18 protein-coding genes and 1 pseudogene are annotated in these 16,249 nt (G+C 70.2%); 11 read left to right on the top strand and 8 right to left on the bottom strand.

The window, feature by feature from the left end; genetic code table 11:
• Positions 1-58 precede the first annotated feature (58 nt).
• Positions 59-583: a peptidylprolyl isomerase gene (locus tag C2L58_RS14905; RefSeq protein ID WP_199191279.1), complete on the top strand. Its 525-nt coding sequence runs from the start codon at positions 59-61 to the stop codon at positions 581-583.
• A 31-nt stretch (positions 584-614) separates the two neighbouring features.
• Positions 615-1,574: a rhomboid family intramembrane serine protease gene (locus tag C2L58_RS14900; RefSeq protein ID WP_103338174.1), complete on the top strand. Its 960-nt coding sequence runs from the start codon at positions 615-617 to the stop codon at positions 1,572-1,574.
• Here C2L58_RS14900 and C2L58_RS14895 read toward each other — a convergent pair.
• Positions 1,571-1,942: a PH domain-containing protein gene (locus C2L58_RS14895; protein ID WP_103338173.1), complete on the bottom strand. Its 372-nt coding sequence runs from the start codon at positions 1,940-1,942 to the stop codon at positions 1,571-1,573. The genes C2L58_RS14900 and C2L58_RS14895 overlap by 4 nt on opposite strands.
• Positions 1,943-2,054: 112 nt before the next feature.
• Positions 2,055-2,321: a cell division protein CrgA gene (crgA, locus tag C2L58_RS14890; protein ID WP_043787021.1), complete on the bottom strand. Its 267-nt coding sequence runs from the start codon at positions 2,319-2,321 to the stop codon at positions 2,055-2,057.
• 258 nt (positions 2,322-2,579) lie between these two features.
• Here crgA and C2L58_RS14885 point away from each other — a divergent pair, with 258 nt between their 5' ends.
• The 3 genes from C2L58_RS14885 to C2L58_RS14875 are packed head-to-tail and all read left to right on the top strand — an operon-like array spanning position 2,580 to position 4,304.
• On the top strand, positions 2,580-3,620 hold the full coding sequence (locus C2L58_RS14885) for a class E sortase (RefSeq protein WP_103338172.1): 1,041 nt from the start codon (positions 2,580-2,582) through the stop codon (positions 3,618-3,620).
• Entirely contained in the window at positions 3,620-3,775 is a 156-nt protein-coding gene (locus C2L58_RS14880) for a hypothetical protein (protein WP_103338171.1), read from the top strand. The genes C2L58_RS14885 and C2L58_RS14880 overlap by 1 nt, the downstream gene beginning before the upstream one ends.
• A 52-nt stretch (positions 3,776-3,827) precedes the next feature.
• A complete protein-coding gene (locus tag C2L58_RS14875; RefSeq protein ID WP_146073590.1) occupies positions 3,828-4,304 on the top strand; it encodes an LLM class flavin-dependent oxidoreductase in 477 nt (158 codons plus the stop codon).
• Positions 4,305-4,388: 84 nt separating this feature from the next.
• On the opposite strand, the gene C2L58_RS14870 is transcribed toward C2L58_RS14875, so the two are convergent.
• The 3 genes from C2L58_RS14870 to C2L58_RS14860 all read right to left on the bottom strand — a co-directional run bounded on the left by C2L58_RS14870 (position 4,389) and on the right by C2L58_RS14860 (position 6,326).
• Positions 4,389-4,781, bottom strand: a complete 393-nt coding sequence (locus C2L58_RS14870; RefSeq protein ID WP_103338170.1) for an SCO5389 family protein — start codon at positions 4,779-4,781, stop codon at positions 4,389-4,391.
• A 100-nt stretch (positions 4,782-4,881) separates the two neighbouring features.
• Positions 4,882-5,616, bottom strand: coding sequence for an ABC transporter permease (locus tag C2L58_RS14865; RefSeq protein ID WP_103338169.1), 735 nt, complete (start codon positions 5,614-5,616; stop codon positions 4,882-4,884).
• Entirely contained in the window at positions 5,613-6,326 is a 714-nt protein-coding gene (locus C2L58_RS14860) for an ABC transporter ATP-binding protein (RefSeq protein WP_103338168.1), read from the bottom strand. Before C2L58_RS14860 ends, C2L58_RS14865 begins: the two co-directional genes overlap by 4 nt.
• A 169-nt stretch (positions 6,327-6,495) precedes the next feature.
• Here C2L58_RS14860 and C2L58_RS14855 point away from each other — a divergent pair, with 169 nt between their 5' ends.
• Together C2L58_RS14855 and C2L58_RS14850 are read left to right on the top strand one after the other, a co-directional pair.
• On the top strand, positions 6,496-8,319 hold the full coding sequence (locus tag C2L58_RS14855) for a sensor histidine kinase (RefSeq protein WP_103338167.1): 1,824 nt from the start codon (positions 6,496-6,498) through the stop codon (positions 8,317-8,319).
• A complete protein-coding gene (locus C2L58_RS14850) occupies positions 8,259-8,915 on the top strand; it encodes a response regulator transcription factor (protein WP_103338166.1) in 657 nt (218 codons plus the stop codon). The genes C2L58_RS14855 and C2L58_RS14850 overlap by 61 nt, the downstream gene beginning before the upstream one ends.
• A gap of 41 nt (positions 8,916-8,956) precedes the next feature.
• Here the strand turns inward: C2L58_RS14850 and C2L58_RS14845 are convergent.
• Positions 8,957-10,277 (bottom strand): annotated as a pseudogene (locus C2L58_RS14845) (FAD-dependent oxidoreductase).
• Between the two features lie 112 nt (positions 10,278-10,389).
• Here C2L58_RS14845 and C2L58_RS14840 point away from each other — a divergent pair.
• From C2L58_RS14840 to C2L58_RS14825, 4 genes are all read left to right on the top strand, one after another.
• Positions 10,390-11,034, top strand: a complete 645-nt coding sequence (locus C2L58_RS14840) for an aminodeoxychorismate/anthranilate synthase component II (RefSeq protein WP_103338165.1) — start codon at positions 10,390-10,392, stop codon at positions 11,032-11,034.
• On the top strand, positions 11,031-11,822 hold the full coding sequence (locus C2L58_RS14835; protein ID WP_103338164.1) for an ABC transporter ATP-binding protein: 792 nt from the start codon (positions 11,031-11,033) through the stop codon (positions 11,820-11,822). Before C2L58_RS14840 ends, C2L58_RS14835 begins: the two co-directional genes overlap by 4 nt.
• Positions 11,810-12,451, top strand: coding sequence for a hypothetical protein (locus tag C2L58_RS14830; protein ID WP_103338163.1), 642 nt, complete (start codon positions 11,810-11,812; stop codon positions 12,449-12,451). Before C2L58_RS14835 ends, C2L58_RS14830 begins: the two co-directional genes overlap by 13 nt.
• A gap of 100 nt (positions 12,452-12,551) precedes the next feature.
• Entirely contained in the window at positions 12,552-12,869 is a 318-nt protein-coding gene (locus C2L58_RS14825; protein ID WP_103338162.1) for an effector-associated constant component EACC1, read from the top strand.
• Between the two features lie 60 nt (positions 12,870-12,929).
• On the opposite strand, the gene pknB is transcribed toward C2L58_RS14825, so the two are convergent.
• Both pknB and C2L58_RS14815 read right to left on the bottom strand, forming a co-directional pair.
• Complete coding sequence (gene pknB / locus C2L58_RS14820; RefSeq protein ID WP_103338161.1) at positions 12,930-14,906, bottom strand: Stk1 family PASTA domain-containing Ser/Thr kinase; 1,977 nt, start codon at positions 14,904-14,906, stop codon at positions 12,930-12,932.
• Entirely contained in the window at positions 14,903-16,249 is a 1,347-nt protein-coding gene (locus tag C2L58_RS14815; protein WP_103338160.1) for a serine/threonine-protein kinase, read from the bottom strand. Before C2L58_RS14815 ends, pknB begins: the two co-directional genes overlap by 4 nt.

The raw sequence follows: 16,249 nt of genomic DNA, 5'->3' as shown, positions 1-16,249 counted from the left end.
CACTGTTACCCGTAACCTATCGTGCCCCTTTTCTGCGCCGCCCGCCGCAGATGGCACGATGAGGTACGTGAAAGCTACGCTGCACACCAACCAAGGTGACATCCACCTGAACCTGCTCCCGGACCACGCGCCGAAGACGGTCGCGAACTTCGTCGGGCTCGCGGAGGGCACCAAGGAGTACACCCAGCCCAACGCGGCGGGGACGAACTCCGGCCCGTTCTACGACGGTTCGATCTTCCACCGGGTCATCGACGGCTTCATGCTGCAGGGCGGCGACCCGACCGGCACCGGCCGCGGCGGCCCCGGCTACAAGTTCGGCGACGAATTCCACCCGGAGCTGCAGTTCAGCAAGCCGTACCTGCTGGCCATGGCCAACGCCGGGCCCGGCACGAACGGCTCGCAGTTCTTCATCACCGTCGCGCCGACCACGCACCTGAACTTCCGGCACACGATCTTCGGCGAGGTGGCCGACCAGGAGTCGCGCAACGTCGTCGACGCGATCGCGCGGACGTCGACCGGCCCGGCGGACCGCCCGCTGACCGACATCGTCATCGAGAAGGTCACGATCGACCACGAAGGCTGAGCGGACCGGGTTTCGGTAGGTTGGTTGCATCGTGAACCAACCGCCGAACCCCGCCGCCGAACAAGCCGCGCTCCCCGGGTGCTGGTGGCACCCGAACCGCCCGACCGGACTGAGCTGTTCCCGGTGCGGGCGTCCGGCGTGCCCGGACTGCCTCCGCGAGGCCCCCGTCGGCTTCCAGTGCACCGACTGCGTACACGCCGGCGGCCAGGAGCAGCGCCGTCAGCAGCGCGGCTACCAGGAAGCCGGCTTCGGCCAGCGCACCGTCTTCGGCGCGCGGCTGTCCCAGTCGGTGCTCGTCACCCAGGTCATCCTCGCGGTGAACGTCCTGGTCTTCCTGCTCACGGTCGTCCAGGCGGGCAGCCTGACCGACAACGAGCTGGCGCCGGCCTTCCAGTACGGCGCCCTCTACGGCGATGCGACCCTCGGCCACGGCGAGTGGTGGCGCATCCTGACCAACGGGTTCCTGCACTACGGACCCATCCACATCGCGGTCAACATGTTCTCGCTGTGGATGATGGGCCGGTCGCTGGAGCAGGTCACCGGCCGCGGCCGCTACCTCGCGCTCTACTTCGTCTCCATGCTCGGCGCCTCGGCGTCGGTGCTGCTGTTCGGCGACCCCGCCGGGTACCCCGGCACGGCGGGCGCCTCAGGCGCGCTGTTCGGCCTCATGGGCGCCTACGCGGTCACCGTGGTCAAGCTGCGGCTCAACCCCACCGGCCTGATCATCACGCTCGCGCTGAACGCCTTCATCACCTTCGGCATCCCGGGCATCTCGATCTTCGGGCACATCGGCGGCCTGGTGACCGGGGCGCTGGTCACCGTCGCGCTGCTCTACGCCCCGGAAGTCGGCCAGGTGCGCTGGCAGGCGATCGGCATCGCGATCATCACCGTCGCGATCATCGGCCTGATCGTCTACCGGGGCTCGCAGTTCCCGCCCGAGACCTGCCGGTTCGTCCAGTTCCCGTTCGGCCGGTACTACGTCTGCGCTTAGCTCCGCAGCGTGCTGAGGACGTCCAGGACGTCCCGGGGATCCTCGCCGAGGTCGAGCCACCCGAAGACGTACAGCTCGTCTTCGTGCTCGATCTCGAGCGTGACGCCGTCGCGGCCGAGTCGTCTGGTGGTGCGCAGTCGGGTGCGCGTCTGCGCCCACGGCAGCCGGTGCGTGCCGCCCAGCGTGCGGGCCACCAGGCCCTCGCTGTCGGCGGCCAGCCGGGGCCGGACGATCGTGGCGTGGGCGGCGAACGCGCCGGCGGCGACGGCCGCGAGGGCGAACAGCACCAGCCCGCCGCGGTCGCCGGTCAGCGCGTCGGTGACCACGCCGGCCAGCAGCAACGCGGTGACCGCCCAAGCCGATACCACAACGGCCTGACGAGGCGCCCAGGAGGTGGGGTAGTTATCCACAGGGGTTATCCACACTGGGGATGAGTCACACCACTGTAATTCGACGTCAAGCCGCTGATCGGAGTAATAATCAGCGCCAGCGCATCGTCATGAGAAGACCCGCGATCATCAGCGCGAACCCACCGGCGAAGTTCCAGTTGCCCAGGTCGGCCATCCAGGAGATCTTGTCCCCGGCGATGTAGTTGACCAGCAGCCACACCAGGCCGAGCAGCATCAGCCCGAACATGGGGATCTTCCAGGCCAGGCCGGTCGGGCCGGCGGCCCGCACCTTCACCGGCGTGCGCCGGTCGGCAGGCGGGGTGTAAGCGGTCTTCTTGCGGACCTTGGACTTGGGCATCGTGTGTTCCTCGCGGTGCTCTTCGGGCTCGTCTGGTGGCGATGTCCCGCTGAGGGTGCGCAACCGGCGCCACGTGCACACGTTAACGTAAACGACCGCAGGAAAGCAGCGGCCAGGAGTGGTCGGATTTCCCGGACCGTGACAAGGGCGTCACCCAGGGTTCGACGCGGGTTGAGAGGAGCTTGCGTGGCTACGCGCGAAGGACCGGACGACGACCGGCGCAGATACCCCGGACAGCCCACGCCCCCGCGCGAGCCCATGCCGCCGCGCCGGCCACCGTCGCCGGGGCGTTCCGCCACGCCCCCGCGTGGCCAGGTGCCACCCCGGCCGCCCCAGCGCGGCGCTCAGGGCCGGCCGCCCCGGCCTCCGCAGGGGCAGCCGCCCCGCCGCTACACCGGCCCGACCCCGCCGCCCGGCGCGAACGAGGAGACGGTCATCTTCGCCCCGGTCGGGAAGGGCGGTACGGCAACCGAGGAGAAGCCCGCCCCGGCCGCGCTCGGCAAGGGCGGCGTCGCGATCCGGACGGCCGGCGAGATCCTCATCACGCTGGGCCTGGTCGTGCTGCTGTTCATGGTCTACGAGCTGTACGTGACCGACCTCTTCTCGGCGGGCAAGCAGTCCGAGGCGAGTGACCAGCTCGACGGCGAGTGGGCGCACGACCGCACGCTGCACCCCGAGCTGGTCGACGGCAAGGCGTTCGCCCGCATCCACATCCCCAGCTTCGGCGTCGACTACAACTTCACCATCCAGGAGGGCACCGACGACGCGGCCCTCGAAGTCGGCCCCGGCCACTACAAGGGCACGTCGCTGCCCGGCGAGCCCGGCAACTTCGCGGTGGCCGGCCACCGCGTCGGTAAGGGTGCCCCGTTCAACGACCTGGACAACCTCTCCTCTTGTGACCAGATCGTGATCGAAACCTCCAGCGACTTCTACATCTACAAAGTCCTGCCCTACGACGACGAGATGAAGGACTGGGCCGGCGGCAAGGGCGCCGATCCGAAGTGCAAGGGCGTCTCCACCCTGCGTGACCAGAACGCCGAAGACGGCGGCGCCTACAGCGAGACCTTCGGCCGCAAGGTCGTGCTGCCCAGCCAGGGCACCGCGGTGAACCCGGTCCCGTACAAGGGCGCCGAGGTGCTGCCGAAGGCCCAGCAGGCCGCGCTGCTCACGCTCACCACCTGCCACCCGCAGTTCTCCGCCAAGGAGCGGCTCATCATCACCTCGGTGCTGACCCAGCAGGTGCCGAAGAACCAGGTCAAGGACTACGGCGACCTGCTCTCGAAGATCGGGGAGGCCTGATGTACGCCTGGATCTGGCGGAAGCTCCCCGGTCCGTTCGCGGCGAAGCTGACGATCGCGGTCGTGCTGGCGCTCGGCGTGATCGCGCTGCTGATGTTCGTGGTGTTCCCGTGGCTGGAGCCGCGGCTGTGGTTCAACGAGGTCGCCGTCAACTGAGCCGGAACCCGCCGGGCGGGCGGGCCGTTGCCCTTCCGGGAGAGGGGCCGCCGTGAAAACACGTCAGAAGGACCGGTCCAACCGGCCGCCGGAAGACCCGCGGAACGAGGTCGGGCCGTGGCAGGACCTCGAGGTCTTCGGCACCGGGCTGGACCGCTACGAAACCGGCTTCGAGGAGACCCTCGACGTCTTACTGCGGGCCACGACCGGCCGGCTACGCGCTCAGGGGCGGCACTTCGCCTTCCGGGAGGTGCCGGTGGTGCCCGCGCTCGAACGGCGGCCGGACGTCGTCGCGTGTGGTGGGCCGGGGTCGGCCGCGGTGCGGCAGGCCGCCGAGCGGAACCTGCCGCTGCTGCTCGGCCTGCACGCCGGCGACGAGGAGAAAGCCGCCACCGTCGCGGCCTACGGGAAGCCGGCGAACCACGTCTCGACCGTGCTCTCCCAGGTCGGCGCCGGTGCCGTCGTGCGCAGCGCCGCGTCCGGACGCTGGAAACGAGCCGCCGGCGCACCGGCGTCACCCACGTGCTGATGCTCGTGGAAGCGTCGGGTGCGCCGGAGGGCACGTACGCGAACATCGCGCGGATCGGCACCGAGGTGCTGCCCGCGCTGCGGGCTAGCAGTCCCGCAGTTCCGGGCTCTGGTTGAGCAGCTGGCCGCGCGGCGAGACGAACGCGCGGTAGCGGTCACCGTCCAATTCGGACTTCTTGAAGACCGCGACCCGGTGGCAGTTCTGGAAGGCCAGCTTGACGCCGAAGTGGCGTTCGAGGCCGCCGCGGATCGCGTCCGAGGCCAGAGCTCGCAGCAGCTGCCCGCGGGCGGCCTCGCTCGGCGGCGGCGTCTCGTTGTCGGCGAAGCCGTCGGCCGCGCCCTCGGCGTCGGCGATGACGCCGGTGATGACTTCCCAGGCGTACGGCAGGGATTCCTTGACGCAGGTGACGAACTCGGCGTCGGTGACCTCCCCGCGCTCGGCCTTCTCCAGCAACGCGGGTGACACGTCCAGGGACATCGAACCTCCAGTTTGAGCAGGGCCACCCTCTTGGCTACCGGCCGGGTGGCCCGGCCACAAGAGAAAACGATGATCATCACCACTTTGGCGGAAGGCCCGGTCATTCCCAGCGGAAGAGCTTCGCCGCCAACGCCGTTCCCAGCACCGCGAAGGCGGCGAGCGCGGCCAGCTGCAGCGGCTGGACGCCGGTCCCGACCCACGCGTCCTGCAGCGGCTGCGAGCCCGGCGGCACGTAGTCGCCGATCCGGCGCAGGACCTCCGGGAGCAGCGGCCGCGGCAGGTAGACGCCGCCGAAGAACATGATCGGGACGAACGTGATCATCGCGAGGCCGCCGGCGCTCTTGGCCGTGCCGGCGATCGACGCCGTGATCAGGCCCAGGGAGAACGTCGAGACCACGCCGAGCAGCAGTGTCGCCATGAACAGCAACGGGTGTTTCGGCAACGGGACGTCGTAGACGGCGTTGGCCAGGCCGAGCACGAGCGCGATGCCGGTCAGCGCGACCACGACGTGAATCACCAGCTGGGCCACCAGCAGGTTCGCCGGGTGCACCGGGGTCGTGGCCAGCCGCCGCAGCACGCCCTGCTCGCGGTAGGTGGCGACGGCGGCCGGGATCGACTGCAGCGCCAGCATCGCGAGGCTGACGACAATCAGCGACGGCACCCAGGCGTCGATGAACCGGTACCCGCCCGCCGCCGCGCTGGGTTCGCTCATGCCGGGGATCGCGCCGATCGCGAGCAGCAGGACCGACGGCAGCAGGACGCCGGCGATCGGCATGAACGGCGACCGGAGGAAGATCTTCGCTTCGGTGGCGGTGAGCTTGGTGAAGGTGGTCATCGGGCGCTCCTGGTCAGCGAGACGAACGCGTCGTCCAAAGTGGAGGCTCCGGCCGCGGCGCGGAGCTCGGTCGGGGTGCCGGTGGCGACCACGCGCCCGGCGTCGAAGATCGCGACGCGGTCGCAGAGCCGTTCGGCCTCGTCCATGAAGTGGGTGACCAGCAGGACGGTCACGCCGGTGGCGCGGACGCCTTCGACGAGCTCCCACGTTTCGCGGCGGGCGTGCGGGTCGAGCCCGGTGGTCAGCTCGTCGAGGATCGCCAGCTCCGGCCGGCCCACCAGGGCCAGCGCGATCGACACGCGTTGTTTCTGGCCGCCGGACAGCTTTCCGAAGTAGCTGCGGGCGTGGTCGCGGAGGCCGAGCTGGTCGAGCAGGACGTCGACGTCGGCGGGGTCCGGGTAGAAGGACGCGAACAGCTCGAGGGCTTCGCGCACCCGCAGCTTCGCGGGCAGCTGGCTCTCCTGCAGCTGGACGCCGACGCGGCGGGTCAGCGCCGCGTGGTCGGCCGCCGGGTCCAGGCCGAGGACGGAAATCGTGCCGCCGTCGGCCCGGCGCAGGCCCTGGAGGCATTCGACGGTGGTGGTCTTCCCGGCGCCGTTCGTGCCGAGGATGCCGAAGATTTCGCCGCGCTCGACGGTGAACGAAACGCCGTCGACCGCGACCCGGGTGCCGTAGCGCTTGCGGAGGTCGGTGACTTCGATGAGTGGCATGGCTCTGAACCTACGAACCGGCGGCCGCGGCCGTAATGACGCTGAAACCCCAGCTCAGGTAGCGTTTTGCTGAAGCGGGGGTGGGGCTGGGCCCACCCCCTTCGTGGGGCTTGGGGCAGTGCGCGTCCGGCGCCGGTCGGCGAGGATCCGGGGGAGAAGGAGGTGTGGGATGACGTACCTGCGTGCCATCGGCCGGGCGTTCGCGCTGGCCGCGTTCGCGTTGCTCAGCTGGGTGGACGTCCTGATCCAGCTGCTCACCTTCGCGCTGCTGTGCGTCGGGCTGGTCTTCTTCTTCGGCCCCACGCTCCTGTGGGCCCGTGGCCGTTCGGCGCGCATGCGTGTGCTGGCCGGGCGCTGGTGCGGCGTCGAGATCGAGGCGCCGTACCGGCCCGAGCCACCGGAGCCCGTGCGGGAGCGCGACGGCTGGTACCGCGACGGCAACCAGCTCTACAAGCGGGCGTTCTGGATCAGCTGGCAGCACCGGCTCACCTGGGCGATGGAAGACCCCGCTACGAGCCGGGAATTCGGGTGGCAGCTGGTGAACCCGCTGTGCACGCTGCTGCTGCCGGTCGCCGTGCTGCTCGGCGGCCCGGTGGTGTTGCGCGGCTACGGCCGGTGGACGCGCTGGTGGGTCGGGCCGCGTCCGCCCGCCGAGCCGGCGCGCAAGAACTGGCTGCACCGGCACCTCGAAGCGCTGGGTCACCAGCTCGGGTTGTTCGCGGTTTCGGTGGTGCAGCTGGTCTTCGCGAGCTTCCAGCTGGTCGTGATGATCTTCTTCATGCCGCTGGCCACCCCGGTCGTGCTGGCGAACCGGACGATCACGGACACGTTGCGCCGCGAGATCGGGAACTGGACCGGGGTGCAGATCGCGCGGCCGTACCTGCCGCCACCCGGCTTGCCGGTGCCCCGCGCCGACGGGCTCTACCAGGTCGGCAGGCAGTTGTACGAGGAGCCGTTCTGGCCGGTCCAGCACGCCCGCACGCGGTGGGTCTACCGCGACCGCGCCACCTGGCGCGACCTCCTCGGCAGCCTGCTCGTCCCGCTGGTTTCGTTCGTCATGATCCTGCCGACGATGGCGTTGGTCAGCCGCGGACTCCTCGGCCTCGGGGCGCTCTGGATCTGGCGGCCGTTCGTGTCGCCGCGCATCGACTGGTCCCCGTTCCCCGCGGTGTCGACGCACCTGGGCGCCCTCGCGCAGACCCCGGTCATGCTGGCGATGGTGTTCGCCGGCTTGGCCGCGGCGCCGTGGCTCGCGCGCCAGCAGGCCCGCTTCGCCCGCGTGTGGTTCGGGCCGACCGAGGCGACGCGGCTGGCCCAGCGCGTCGAACGGCTGAAGCAGACCCGGTCCGACGTCACGGTGACGCAGGCCGCCGAGCTGCGCCGGATCGAGCGCGACCTGCACGACGGCATCCAGTCGCGGCTGGTCGCGATGGGCATGAAGCTCGGCGCGGTCGAGGCGCTGGTGGACACCGATCCGGCGGCCGCGAAACGGCTCGCGGCCGAATTGCGGACGGCGTCGTCGGAGGCGCTCACCGAACTGCGGGTGCTGATTCGCGGCATCCACCCGCCGGTGCTGTCCGAACGCGGGCTGCTGGACGCGGTGCGCGCGCTGGCCATGGACAGCCCGCTGAAGTCCGAGGTCACGGGCTCGCTGCCGGGGCGGGTCGAGGAGCCGGTCGAGGCGTGCGTGTACTTCGCGGTGTCGGAACTGCTGGGCAACGCGGCGAAGCACGGCGCGAAACGGGTGTCGATCGAGGTGGAGTTCGCTGACGGTCTCCTGACGGTGGTCGTCACCGACGAGGGGCCGGGCGGGGCGAATCCGGCCCGGGGTTCGGGACTGCGGGGAATCGAGCGCCGGCTGGGCGCCTTCGACGGTAGGTTGACGCTGACCAGCCCGATCGGCGGCCCGACGAAGGCGACCCTGGAGATCCCGTGTCAGCTCGACCTCGAACCCTCGTCGCCGAGGACCAGTACCTCCTCCGAGACGGCCTGACACACCTCCTGACCGCACACGGCTTCGACGTCGTCGCAGCCGTCGGCAGCGGCCCGGAACTCGTGGCGGCCCTGCGCGCCGAACGCCCCGATGTGTCCATTGTGGACGTCCGGATGCCGCCGACGAACACCGACGAGGGCCTGCAGGCCGCGCTGGCCGCTCGCCGGGAGGTCCCCGGGCTGCCGATCCTCGTGCTCTCGCAGCACGTCGAGCAGCTGTACGCGCGCGAGCTGCTGGCCGACGGCACCGGCGCGATCGGTTACCTGCTGAAGGACCGGGTCTTCAACGCCGAGCAGTTCATCGACGCCGTCCGCCGGGTCGCCGCCGGTGGCACGGTGATGGACCCCGAGGTCATCGCGAAACTGGTGGCGGGCCACGCCTCCGACCCCTTGGCCGCCCTGACGCAGCGGGAGCGTGAGGTCCTTTCGCTGATGGCGGAAGGCTGTTCGAACGCCGCAATCGCCGCGAAGCTGCACTTCAGCGAGGGCGCGGTCGGCAAGCACACCGCGAACATCTTCGCCAAGCTCGACATCACGGCGTCGGACGACACCAACCGCCGGGTGATGGCGGTCCTCGCCTACCTCGGCCGGTCGTGAGTGGTAACGCGGGTTAGAACCCGCGTTACCACTCACGAGCCTTAGCCGCGCGAGACTCGGGTCATCTCCTCGCGCTCGACGACCTTGATGCGGTCCCGGCCCGCCGCCGAGCCCAGCGACTTCTCGTGGGCGTCCAGGCGGCCCCAGCCGTCCCAGTTCGTGAACGGGATTCCGCGTGCTTCGAGGAAGTCGAGGATCGCGTCGGGGGACGCGAACCTCGGTGCCGCCAGCGTGTCCGCGTCCGCCAGGAGGCTCGCGATCGTCTCCGCCGCGTCGCCCTTCGTGTGGCCGATCAGGCCGATCGGGCCGCGCTTGATCCAGCCCGTGACGTACACGCCCGGCAGCTGGTTCTCGTCCAGGTCCAGCACACGCCCGGCCTGGTTCGGCACCACGCCCGCGACGTGGTCGAACGGGAGCTCCGGCAGGTGCGACGACAGGTAGCCGACCGCGCGGTACACCGCCTGGACGTCCCACTCGTGGAATTCGCCGGTGCCGCGGACGTTCCCGTCGCCGGTCAGCTCGGTCCGCTCGGTGCGCAGGCCGGTGACGCGGCCGTCCTCGCCGACGATTTCGGCCGGCGAGTGGAAGAAGTGCAGGTGCAGCCGCCGCGGGCGGGTGCCCGGCTCGCGGATCGCCCACTCCTGCAGCGTCTTCACGACCATGTCGATCTGCTTCGACGCCCGCAGCGCGGCGATGCTGCCTTCGTCGAACTCGATGTCCTCGGGGTACACGATGACCTCGACGTTCGGCGAGTGGTCCAGCTCCCGCAGCTCCAGCGGCGTGAACTTCGCCTGCGCCGGGCCGCGGCGGCCGAACACGTGCACGTCCGTCACCGGGCTGGCCTTGAGCCCCTGGTAGACGTTGTCCGGGATGTCGGTGGCCAGCAGTTCGTCGGCCGTCTTCGCCAGCACCCGCGCCACGTCCAGGGCGACGTTCCCGACGCCGAGGACGGCGACCGAGGAAGCGGTCAGCGGCCAGGTGCGCGGGACGTCCGGGTGGCCGTCGTACCAGGAGACGAAGTCGGCGGCGCCGTAGCTGCCGTCCAGGTCGATGCCCGGGATGTCCAGCGCGCGGTCGGCGGACGCGCCGGTGGAGAAGATCACCGCGTCGTAGAACTCGCGCAGTTCGTCGAGCTTGATGTCGGTGCCGTAGTCGATGTTGCCCAGCAGCCGGACGTTCGGCTTCGAGAGCACCTTCTCCAGCGCCGTCACGATGCCCCTTGATGCGCGGGTGATCGGGTGCGACGCCGTACCGGATCAGCCCGAAGGGCGCGGGCATCCGCTCGAACAGGTCGATGGAGACGTCGGCGTCGGACTTGTCCAGGATGTCGGCGGCGTAGATCCCGGCGGGACCGGCACCCACCACGGCTACACGAAGAGATCGGCTCACCCCCTCCACGGTAAGTTAGGATCACCTAACCTAAAATGTGATTTGGCGTACGGTCCACCAGGTGGGAGCCGGTAAGCTCGGCGCCATGCGCGTTCTCGTCGTCGACAACTACGACAGCTTCGTCTACAACCTGGTCCAGTACCTGGCCCAGCTCGGCGCCGACTGCACGGTCTGGCGCAACGACGTCGTGGACCTCGACCGCGTGCCCGAGTTCGACGCCGTGCTCGTCTCGCCGGGTCCCGGCACCCCCGAACGCGCCGGTCAGAGCATGGACGTCATCCGCAAGTGCGCCGAGACGCGCACCCCGATGCTCGGCGTCTGCCTCGGTCACCAGGCGCTCGGCGTGGTCTACGGCGCGACCGTCGACCGCGCGCCCGAGCTGCTCCACGGCAAGACGAGCCGGGTGCGCCACACCGGCGAAGGCATCCTCAAGGACCTGCCCGAGGAGTTCACGGCCACCCGGTACCACTCCCTGACTGTGGTGCCGGACACGATTCCGGACGCCGTCTTCGAGGTCACCGGGCGGACCGAGTCCGGCATCGTGATGGGCATGCGCCACCGCGAGCTGCCCCTCGAAGGTGTCCAGTTCCACCCGGAGTCCGTGCTCACCGAGGGCGGCCACCGGATGCTCGCGAACTGGCTGGCCGCCGCGGGGCACCCCGTCGAGCCGGCCCGGGTGAACGAGCTCGAGCGCGCGACCAAGGCGCTTCAGAAGGCCGCTGTTGCGTGATCCGGCTCGAGGGGGTCGGCAAGCGGTACGGGCGCGGTGACTTCGTCCTGCGCGACGTCGACCTGACCGTCGAGCCCGGGCGCGTCGTCGGCATCCTCGGCAGCAACGGCTCCGGGAAGTCGACGCTGCTGCGGATCATGGCCGGCGTCTCGCACGCGACCACCGGGTCGCTCACCGGCACCCCGCGGATCGGCTACCTGCCGGACCGCTTCCCGGCCGGCCAGCGCATGGGCGCCCGCGCCTACCTGCGGCACATGGCGCGCATCCACGGGCTCGCCGACCTCTCGGTGATCGATCCGCTGCTCGAACGGCTCGCCCTCGTCGGCGGCCCGACGGCGCCGCTGCGCACCCTGTCCAAGGGCAACGCGCAGAAAGTCGGGCTCGCGCAAGCGGTGATGGTCCGGCCCGACCTGCTGATCCTCGACGAGCCGTGGTCCGGGCTGGACGTCGGGACGCACGCCGTCCTCGGCGAGCTCGTCGCCGAGACGCGGGCACGGGGCGCGAGCGTCGTGTTCACCGACCACCGGCCGCAGGTGGTGCACGACCACGCCGACGTCGTCCACCTCATGGATTCCGGACGGCTCACGGCGGAAACCGCCGAGCCGACCACACGGATCGTCCTGCGCGGCGACGGCACCGGCTGGGCGGACGAGCCCGGCGTGCGGCACGCCGTCACCGAAGGCCCGCAGGTGGTGTTGACGGTCGAGGTCGCCCGCGTCGACGCGGTGCTGTTGCGGGCGCTCGAAGACGGCTGGTCGGTGCGGGAGGTGGCGCCGTGCTCGCCCTGACGCGGTACTACCTGGCCCTGCTCGGCCATTCGCAGCGGTACCTGCCGGCGCTGCTGACCTACCTCGCGCTGTGCGTGATCCTCTACGCCGACCCGCATTCGCCGCCGTTGCCGCTGTTCGGCGTCAGCGCCGGCGGGTTGCTGGTCGTCTCGTGCTGGCTGACGATCGCGCTGCTCGACATCGAAGACCCGGTGCAGCGCCTGGTGACCTTGAGCCACGCGCGCCGGTGGCGCCGCATGATCACCGGCGCGATCTTCACCGTGCTGGCCTGTTCGCTGGTCCTCACCGCGATCACCGAGGCGTGGTCGGCGCTCAAGTCGTTCAAGGTCCAGCCGTCCGCGCTCGGCATCGGGCTGCTCGCGCACCTCGCGTGCGCGGTGCTGGGCATCGCCATCGCGCTCCCGTGCTCGCGCCTGCTGGTCCACCGCATCGGCTGGACGGTGCTCGCCGCGGTGATCACGCTCGTCGTCGTCCTGCTGGCGAAGATCCCCCTGGTCCACCCGCTGCTGCACGCCCTGACCGACGACGAGCCGGTCGGCGGCCCGCTGGTCTTGGCGCTGGTGACGGCGGTGGCGATGCTGGCCGTCAGCTACTTCGCCGTTTCAGCGCTCGTGAGCCGCCGGTCCTGACGGCAAATTGCAGAATTCGATTTCCTTCCCGGGCTTCCAGTGGGACCGCGCGGCCGACTAAGGTTCGGGGCCTCTCCGGTTCTGGGCGAAGGGAGATCGGGTGACGGCTGGGATCGTCGCGATCACCGTGCCGAACTCCGGCGGCGAGCTTCCGGAACTCGCCGACTGGCTGCGCGGCGAAGATGAACTCCGTGGCCGCGTCCAGGTCTTCGACGCCGTCGTGGTCGGCGTTTCGAGCACCTCCGCCGACGTCTTCTGCCGCTCGCTCTTCGCGTGGCTGGGCCGGTTCCGGGAAACCCGCGTCTCGCTGAAGGTCAAACGCTCGGGCGCCGCCGAGGAACTCGAACTCGATTTCGGTGCCGCGAGCGACGCCGCTCAGGTTCTCGGTGCCGTGCAAGGGTTCCTCGACCAGTCCTGACCCTCCTGACCGACGGAAAAGGCCCGCACGGCGAACCGTGCGGGCCTTTCTCGTTGCTCGCTAGTTGGAGGTTTTCGTCGGTGTGGGGAAGGAGATGGACGGGAAGCCGTTGCCTTCCGACACGTTGATCGTGACGTTCTGATCCCGGTTGATCATCGTGCCGGACGACGGGTTCTGACCCGTGATCGTGCCCTCGGGCGCGTTGCTGTTCTTGTCGGACTTCTGGTTGAACTTGCCGGTCCAGCCCATGCTCGACAGCTTGTCCTGCGCCTGGTCGACAGTCATCCCGGCCAGCAGCGGCATCTGGATCTGGCTCGAGCTGTCCGGACCGGTCGACACGGTCAGCACGATCTGGCTGCCCACCGCGAGCTGCCCGCCGTTCGGGTTCTGGGTGATGACCGTGTCCTTCGGTACCGTCTCCGAGGCCTGGTCGACCCGCTTCGTCGTGAAGCCCTGGCTCTCCAGCGACGACTTGGCCTTCGCGTACGACTGGTTGGTGAAGTCGGTGACCGTCTTGAGCTGCTTCGACTTGCCGATCGTGATCTTCACGCTGGAGCCCTGGTCGACCGCGGTGCCGGCGGCCGGGGTCTGCGTCTGCACCAGACCGGCCTGGTTCGGGTCGCTGACCTCGGTCTCCTGGACGTTCGCGTCGAGGGTCAGCTTCGCGTCGCTGAGCGCCTGCTCGGCCAGGTCACGCGACTTGCCCTTGAGGTCGGGGACGTTCGACTTGCCCGGCGCGACGCCGACGTACAGGGTGATCGTCGTGTTGGGCGCGACCGAAACCCCCACCGCCGGATCGACCTTGATCACCCGGTTGACGTCGTCCTGGGTGCACGACGGGCTGCCGTCGGTCGGCTGCACCCCGCAGGTCACCTGCTTCTGGTCGACCTTGCCGTTGAACCCGCTGCTGCTCAGCATCTCCCGCGCCTGCGGGACGGTCTGGTGCACCACGTTGGGGATCGCCACGGTGCTCGCGTCGTTGCTCTTGAACGCGTTCGACAGCCACATGATCAGCAGCACCGCGCCCAGGACGAACACCGCGGCCACCGCGGCCAGGATCGCGCGACGGCGTCGCTTGGCCTTCGGGTCCTCGTCGTCCGGCTCGCTGTACTCGTCGTAGCGCTGCGGCTGCCGCCGGTCGGCGTTCATCACCTGGGTGCGCTCGTCTTCGGACATCACCATCGGCGCCACCGGGCGCTGGCCCGAGAGCGTGCGCACCAGGTCCGAGCGCATCTCCGCCGCCGACTGGTAGCGGTTCGCCGGACCCTTGGCCAGCGCCTTCAGCACGACGGCGTCCAGCTCCGGCGCCACCGCCGGGTTCACCGCCGACGGCGCATTGGGGTCTTCCCGGACGTGCTGGTAGGCGACCGCGACCGGGGAGTCCCCGGTGAACGGCGGCTCGCCGGTGATCAGCTCGTACAGCACGCACCCGGCGGCGTAGACGTCGGAGCGCGCGTCGACGGACTCGCCGCGGGCCTGCTCCGGCGAAAGGTACTGCGCCGTGCCGATCACGGCGGCCGTCTGGGTCATGGCGGACTGGCCGTCGTGCATCGCGCGCGCGATGCCGAAGTCCATCACCTTGACCGCGCCGTTCTTCGTGATCATCACGTTGGCCGGCTTGACGTCGCGGTGCACGATGCCGTGGCGGTGCGAGAAGTCCAGTGCCGCGCAGACGTCGGCCATGACCTCCATCGCCCGCTTCTGCGACATCGGGCCTTCGGTCTTGACGATGTCGCGCAGCGTCCGGCCTTCGACGTACTCCATGACGATGTACGGCAGCGGCCCGAACTCGGCGTTCGCCTCACCGGTGTCGTAGACCGCGACGATCGCCGGGTGGTTCAGCGCGGCGGCGTTCTGCGCTTCACGGCGGAAGCGCTCCAGGAACTGCGGGTCCCTGGCGAGGTCGGCACGGAGGATCTTGATCGCGACTTCCCGGCCGAGACGCACGTCGTGGCCGTGGTGGACCTCGGACATGCCTCCGTAGCCGAGCGTTTCGCCCAGCTCGTACCGGTTGGAGAGCAGTCTGGGTGTGCTCATCTCTGGATGCCGTTCCATTCCGTCCAAGGTGTGGTCATGATGCCTTGCCGGCCATCGTCGGTCGTCGTGCCGGGACTGTCCGCCGGGTAGCCGCTCGAGGACTGCTCCGCGGGCACCTGTCTGCCCGGGACCACCTGGCTCTGCGGCTGGCCGTTCTGCGGCGGCGAGCCGTTGCCGCCGCCCAGCATCTTCGCCACCAGCACGATGCCCGCGACCAGGACAACGAGCAGGATCGCGGCGAGAAGCGCCCACCAGCCCCACTGCGTCTTCCGCCGGGGGGCCGGCAGCATGACCTGCCGCGGGGCCGGCCGGGACGGCGGGCCGATGGCGATCATCGGGTTCATCGCGGGTGACGGCGGGCCACCCGGCATCTGCTGCTGCGGCGGAAGCTGCTGCGGGGGTATCGGCACCGGCATCGACGGCGGTGGCGGCATCTGCTGCGGTGGCGGTTGCTGGGGCTGCTGCCCGGTCGCGTACGTGGCGTTCACCAGTCCGGACGGCGTGGGCAGCGGCAGCCCGGCGCGGACCGCGGAGACCGCGGCCGCGAACTCGCCGCCGTCGTTGTAGCGCTGCCGCGGGTCCTTGATCAGGGTCGCCTCGATCACCGCGCGCGCCGCGGGCGGCACGTCCGGCGGCAGCGGCGGCGGCATGTCGCGGATGTGCATCATCGCGACCGTCACGGCGTTCTCCGACAGGAACGGCCGGTGCCCCGCGAGGCATTCGTAGCCGCACACCGCCAGCGAGTAGACGTCGGACGCCGGCTCGGCCGGCTGCCCGAGCGCCTGCTCCGGGGCGATGTAGTGCGCGGTGCCCATGACCATGCCGGACCGCGTGACCGGGGCCGCGTCGGCCGCCTTCGCCACGCCGAAGTCGGTTATCTTCACCTGCCCGGCCGACGTCACCAGGATGTTGCCCGGCTTGACGTCGCGGTGGACCAGGCCGTGGGAGTGCGCGGCCTGCAGCGCGTTGCCCGCCTGCTCGAGCATGTCGAGGGTGAACTCCGCCGACAGCCGCCCGTGCTTGGCCAGCAACCCGGCCAGCGGGTCACCGTCGACGAGCTCCATCACCAGGTACGCGATCGGCAGGTCGCCGTCGAAGATGGTCTCGCCGTAGTCGTGCACCGCGGCGATCCCGGGGTGGTTCAGGGACGCCGTCATCCGCGCTTCGGTGCGGAAGCGGTGGAGGAACTCGGCGTCGCCGGAGAGTTCGGCCTTGAGGATCTTGACGGCCACGGTCCGGTCGAGCCGGGTGTCGCTGGCCTGCCAGACCTCGCCCATCCCGCCGACGGCGATCCGGCTCGTCAGCTTGTAGCGGTCGGCCAGCAGCTGACCGGAGGACAGCAT

The organism is Amycolatopsis sp. CA-126428, from assembly GCF_002904335.1.
Taxonomy (GTDB): Bacteria; Actinomycetota; Actinomycetes; order Mycobacteriales; family Pseudonocardiaceae; genus Amycolatopsis.
This window is presented reverse-complemented; position numbering and strand designations above follow the sequence as displayed.

What these genes read in the sequence shown, in the direction of transcription:
- crgA (WP_043787021.1), bottom strand. Translation starts at nt 2,321, where the DNA reads ATGCCCAAGTCCAAGGTCCGCAAGAAGACCGCTTACACCCCGCCTGCC.
- C2L58_RS14860 (WP_103338168.1), bottom strand. Translation starts at nt 6,326, where the DNA reads ATGCCACTCATCGAAGTCACCGACCTCCGCAAGCGCTACGGCACCCGG.
- C2L58_RS14840 (WP_103338165.1), top strand. Translation starts at nt 10,390, where the DNA reads ATGCGCGTTCTCGTCGTCGACAACTACGACAGCTTCGTCTACAACCTG.
- C2L58_RS14870 (WP_103338170.1), bottom strand. Translation starts at nt 4,781, where the DNA reads ATGTCCCTGGACGTGTCACCCGCGTTGCTGGAGAAGGCCGAGCGCGGG.
- pknB (WP_103338161.1), bottom strand. Translation starts at nt 14,906, where the DNA reads ATGAGCACACCCAGACTGCTCTCCAACCGGTACGAGCTGGGCGAAACG.
- C2L58_RS14815 (WP_103338160.1), bottom strand. Translation starts at nt 16,249, where the DNA reads ATGCTGTCCTCCGGTCAGCTGCTGGCCGACCGCTACAAGCTGACGAGC.
- C2L58_RS14880 (WP_103338171.1), top strand. Translation starts at nt 3,620, where the DNA reads ATGTACGCCTGGATCTGGCGGAAGCTCCCCGGTCCGTTCGCGGCGAAG.
- C2L58_RS14855 (WP_103338167.1), top strand. Translation starts at nt 6,496, where the DNA reads ATGACGTACCTGCGTGCCATCGGCCGGGCGTTCGCGCTGGCCGCGTTC.
- C2L58_RS14865 (WP_103338169.1), bottom strand. Translation starts at nt 5,616, where the DNA reads ATGACCACCTTCACCAAGCTCACCGCCACCGAAGCGAAGATCTTCCTC.
- C2L58_RS14905 (WP_199191279.1), top strand. Translation starts at nt 59, where the DNA reads ATGAGGTACGTGAAAGCTACGCTGCACACCAACCAAGGTGACATCCAC.
- C2L58_RS14885 (WP_103338172.1), top strand. Translation starts at nt 2,580, where the DNA reads ATGCCGCCGCGCCGGCCACCGTCGCCGGGGCGTTCCGCCACGCCCCCG.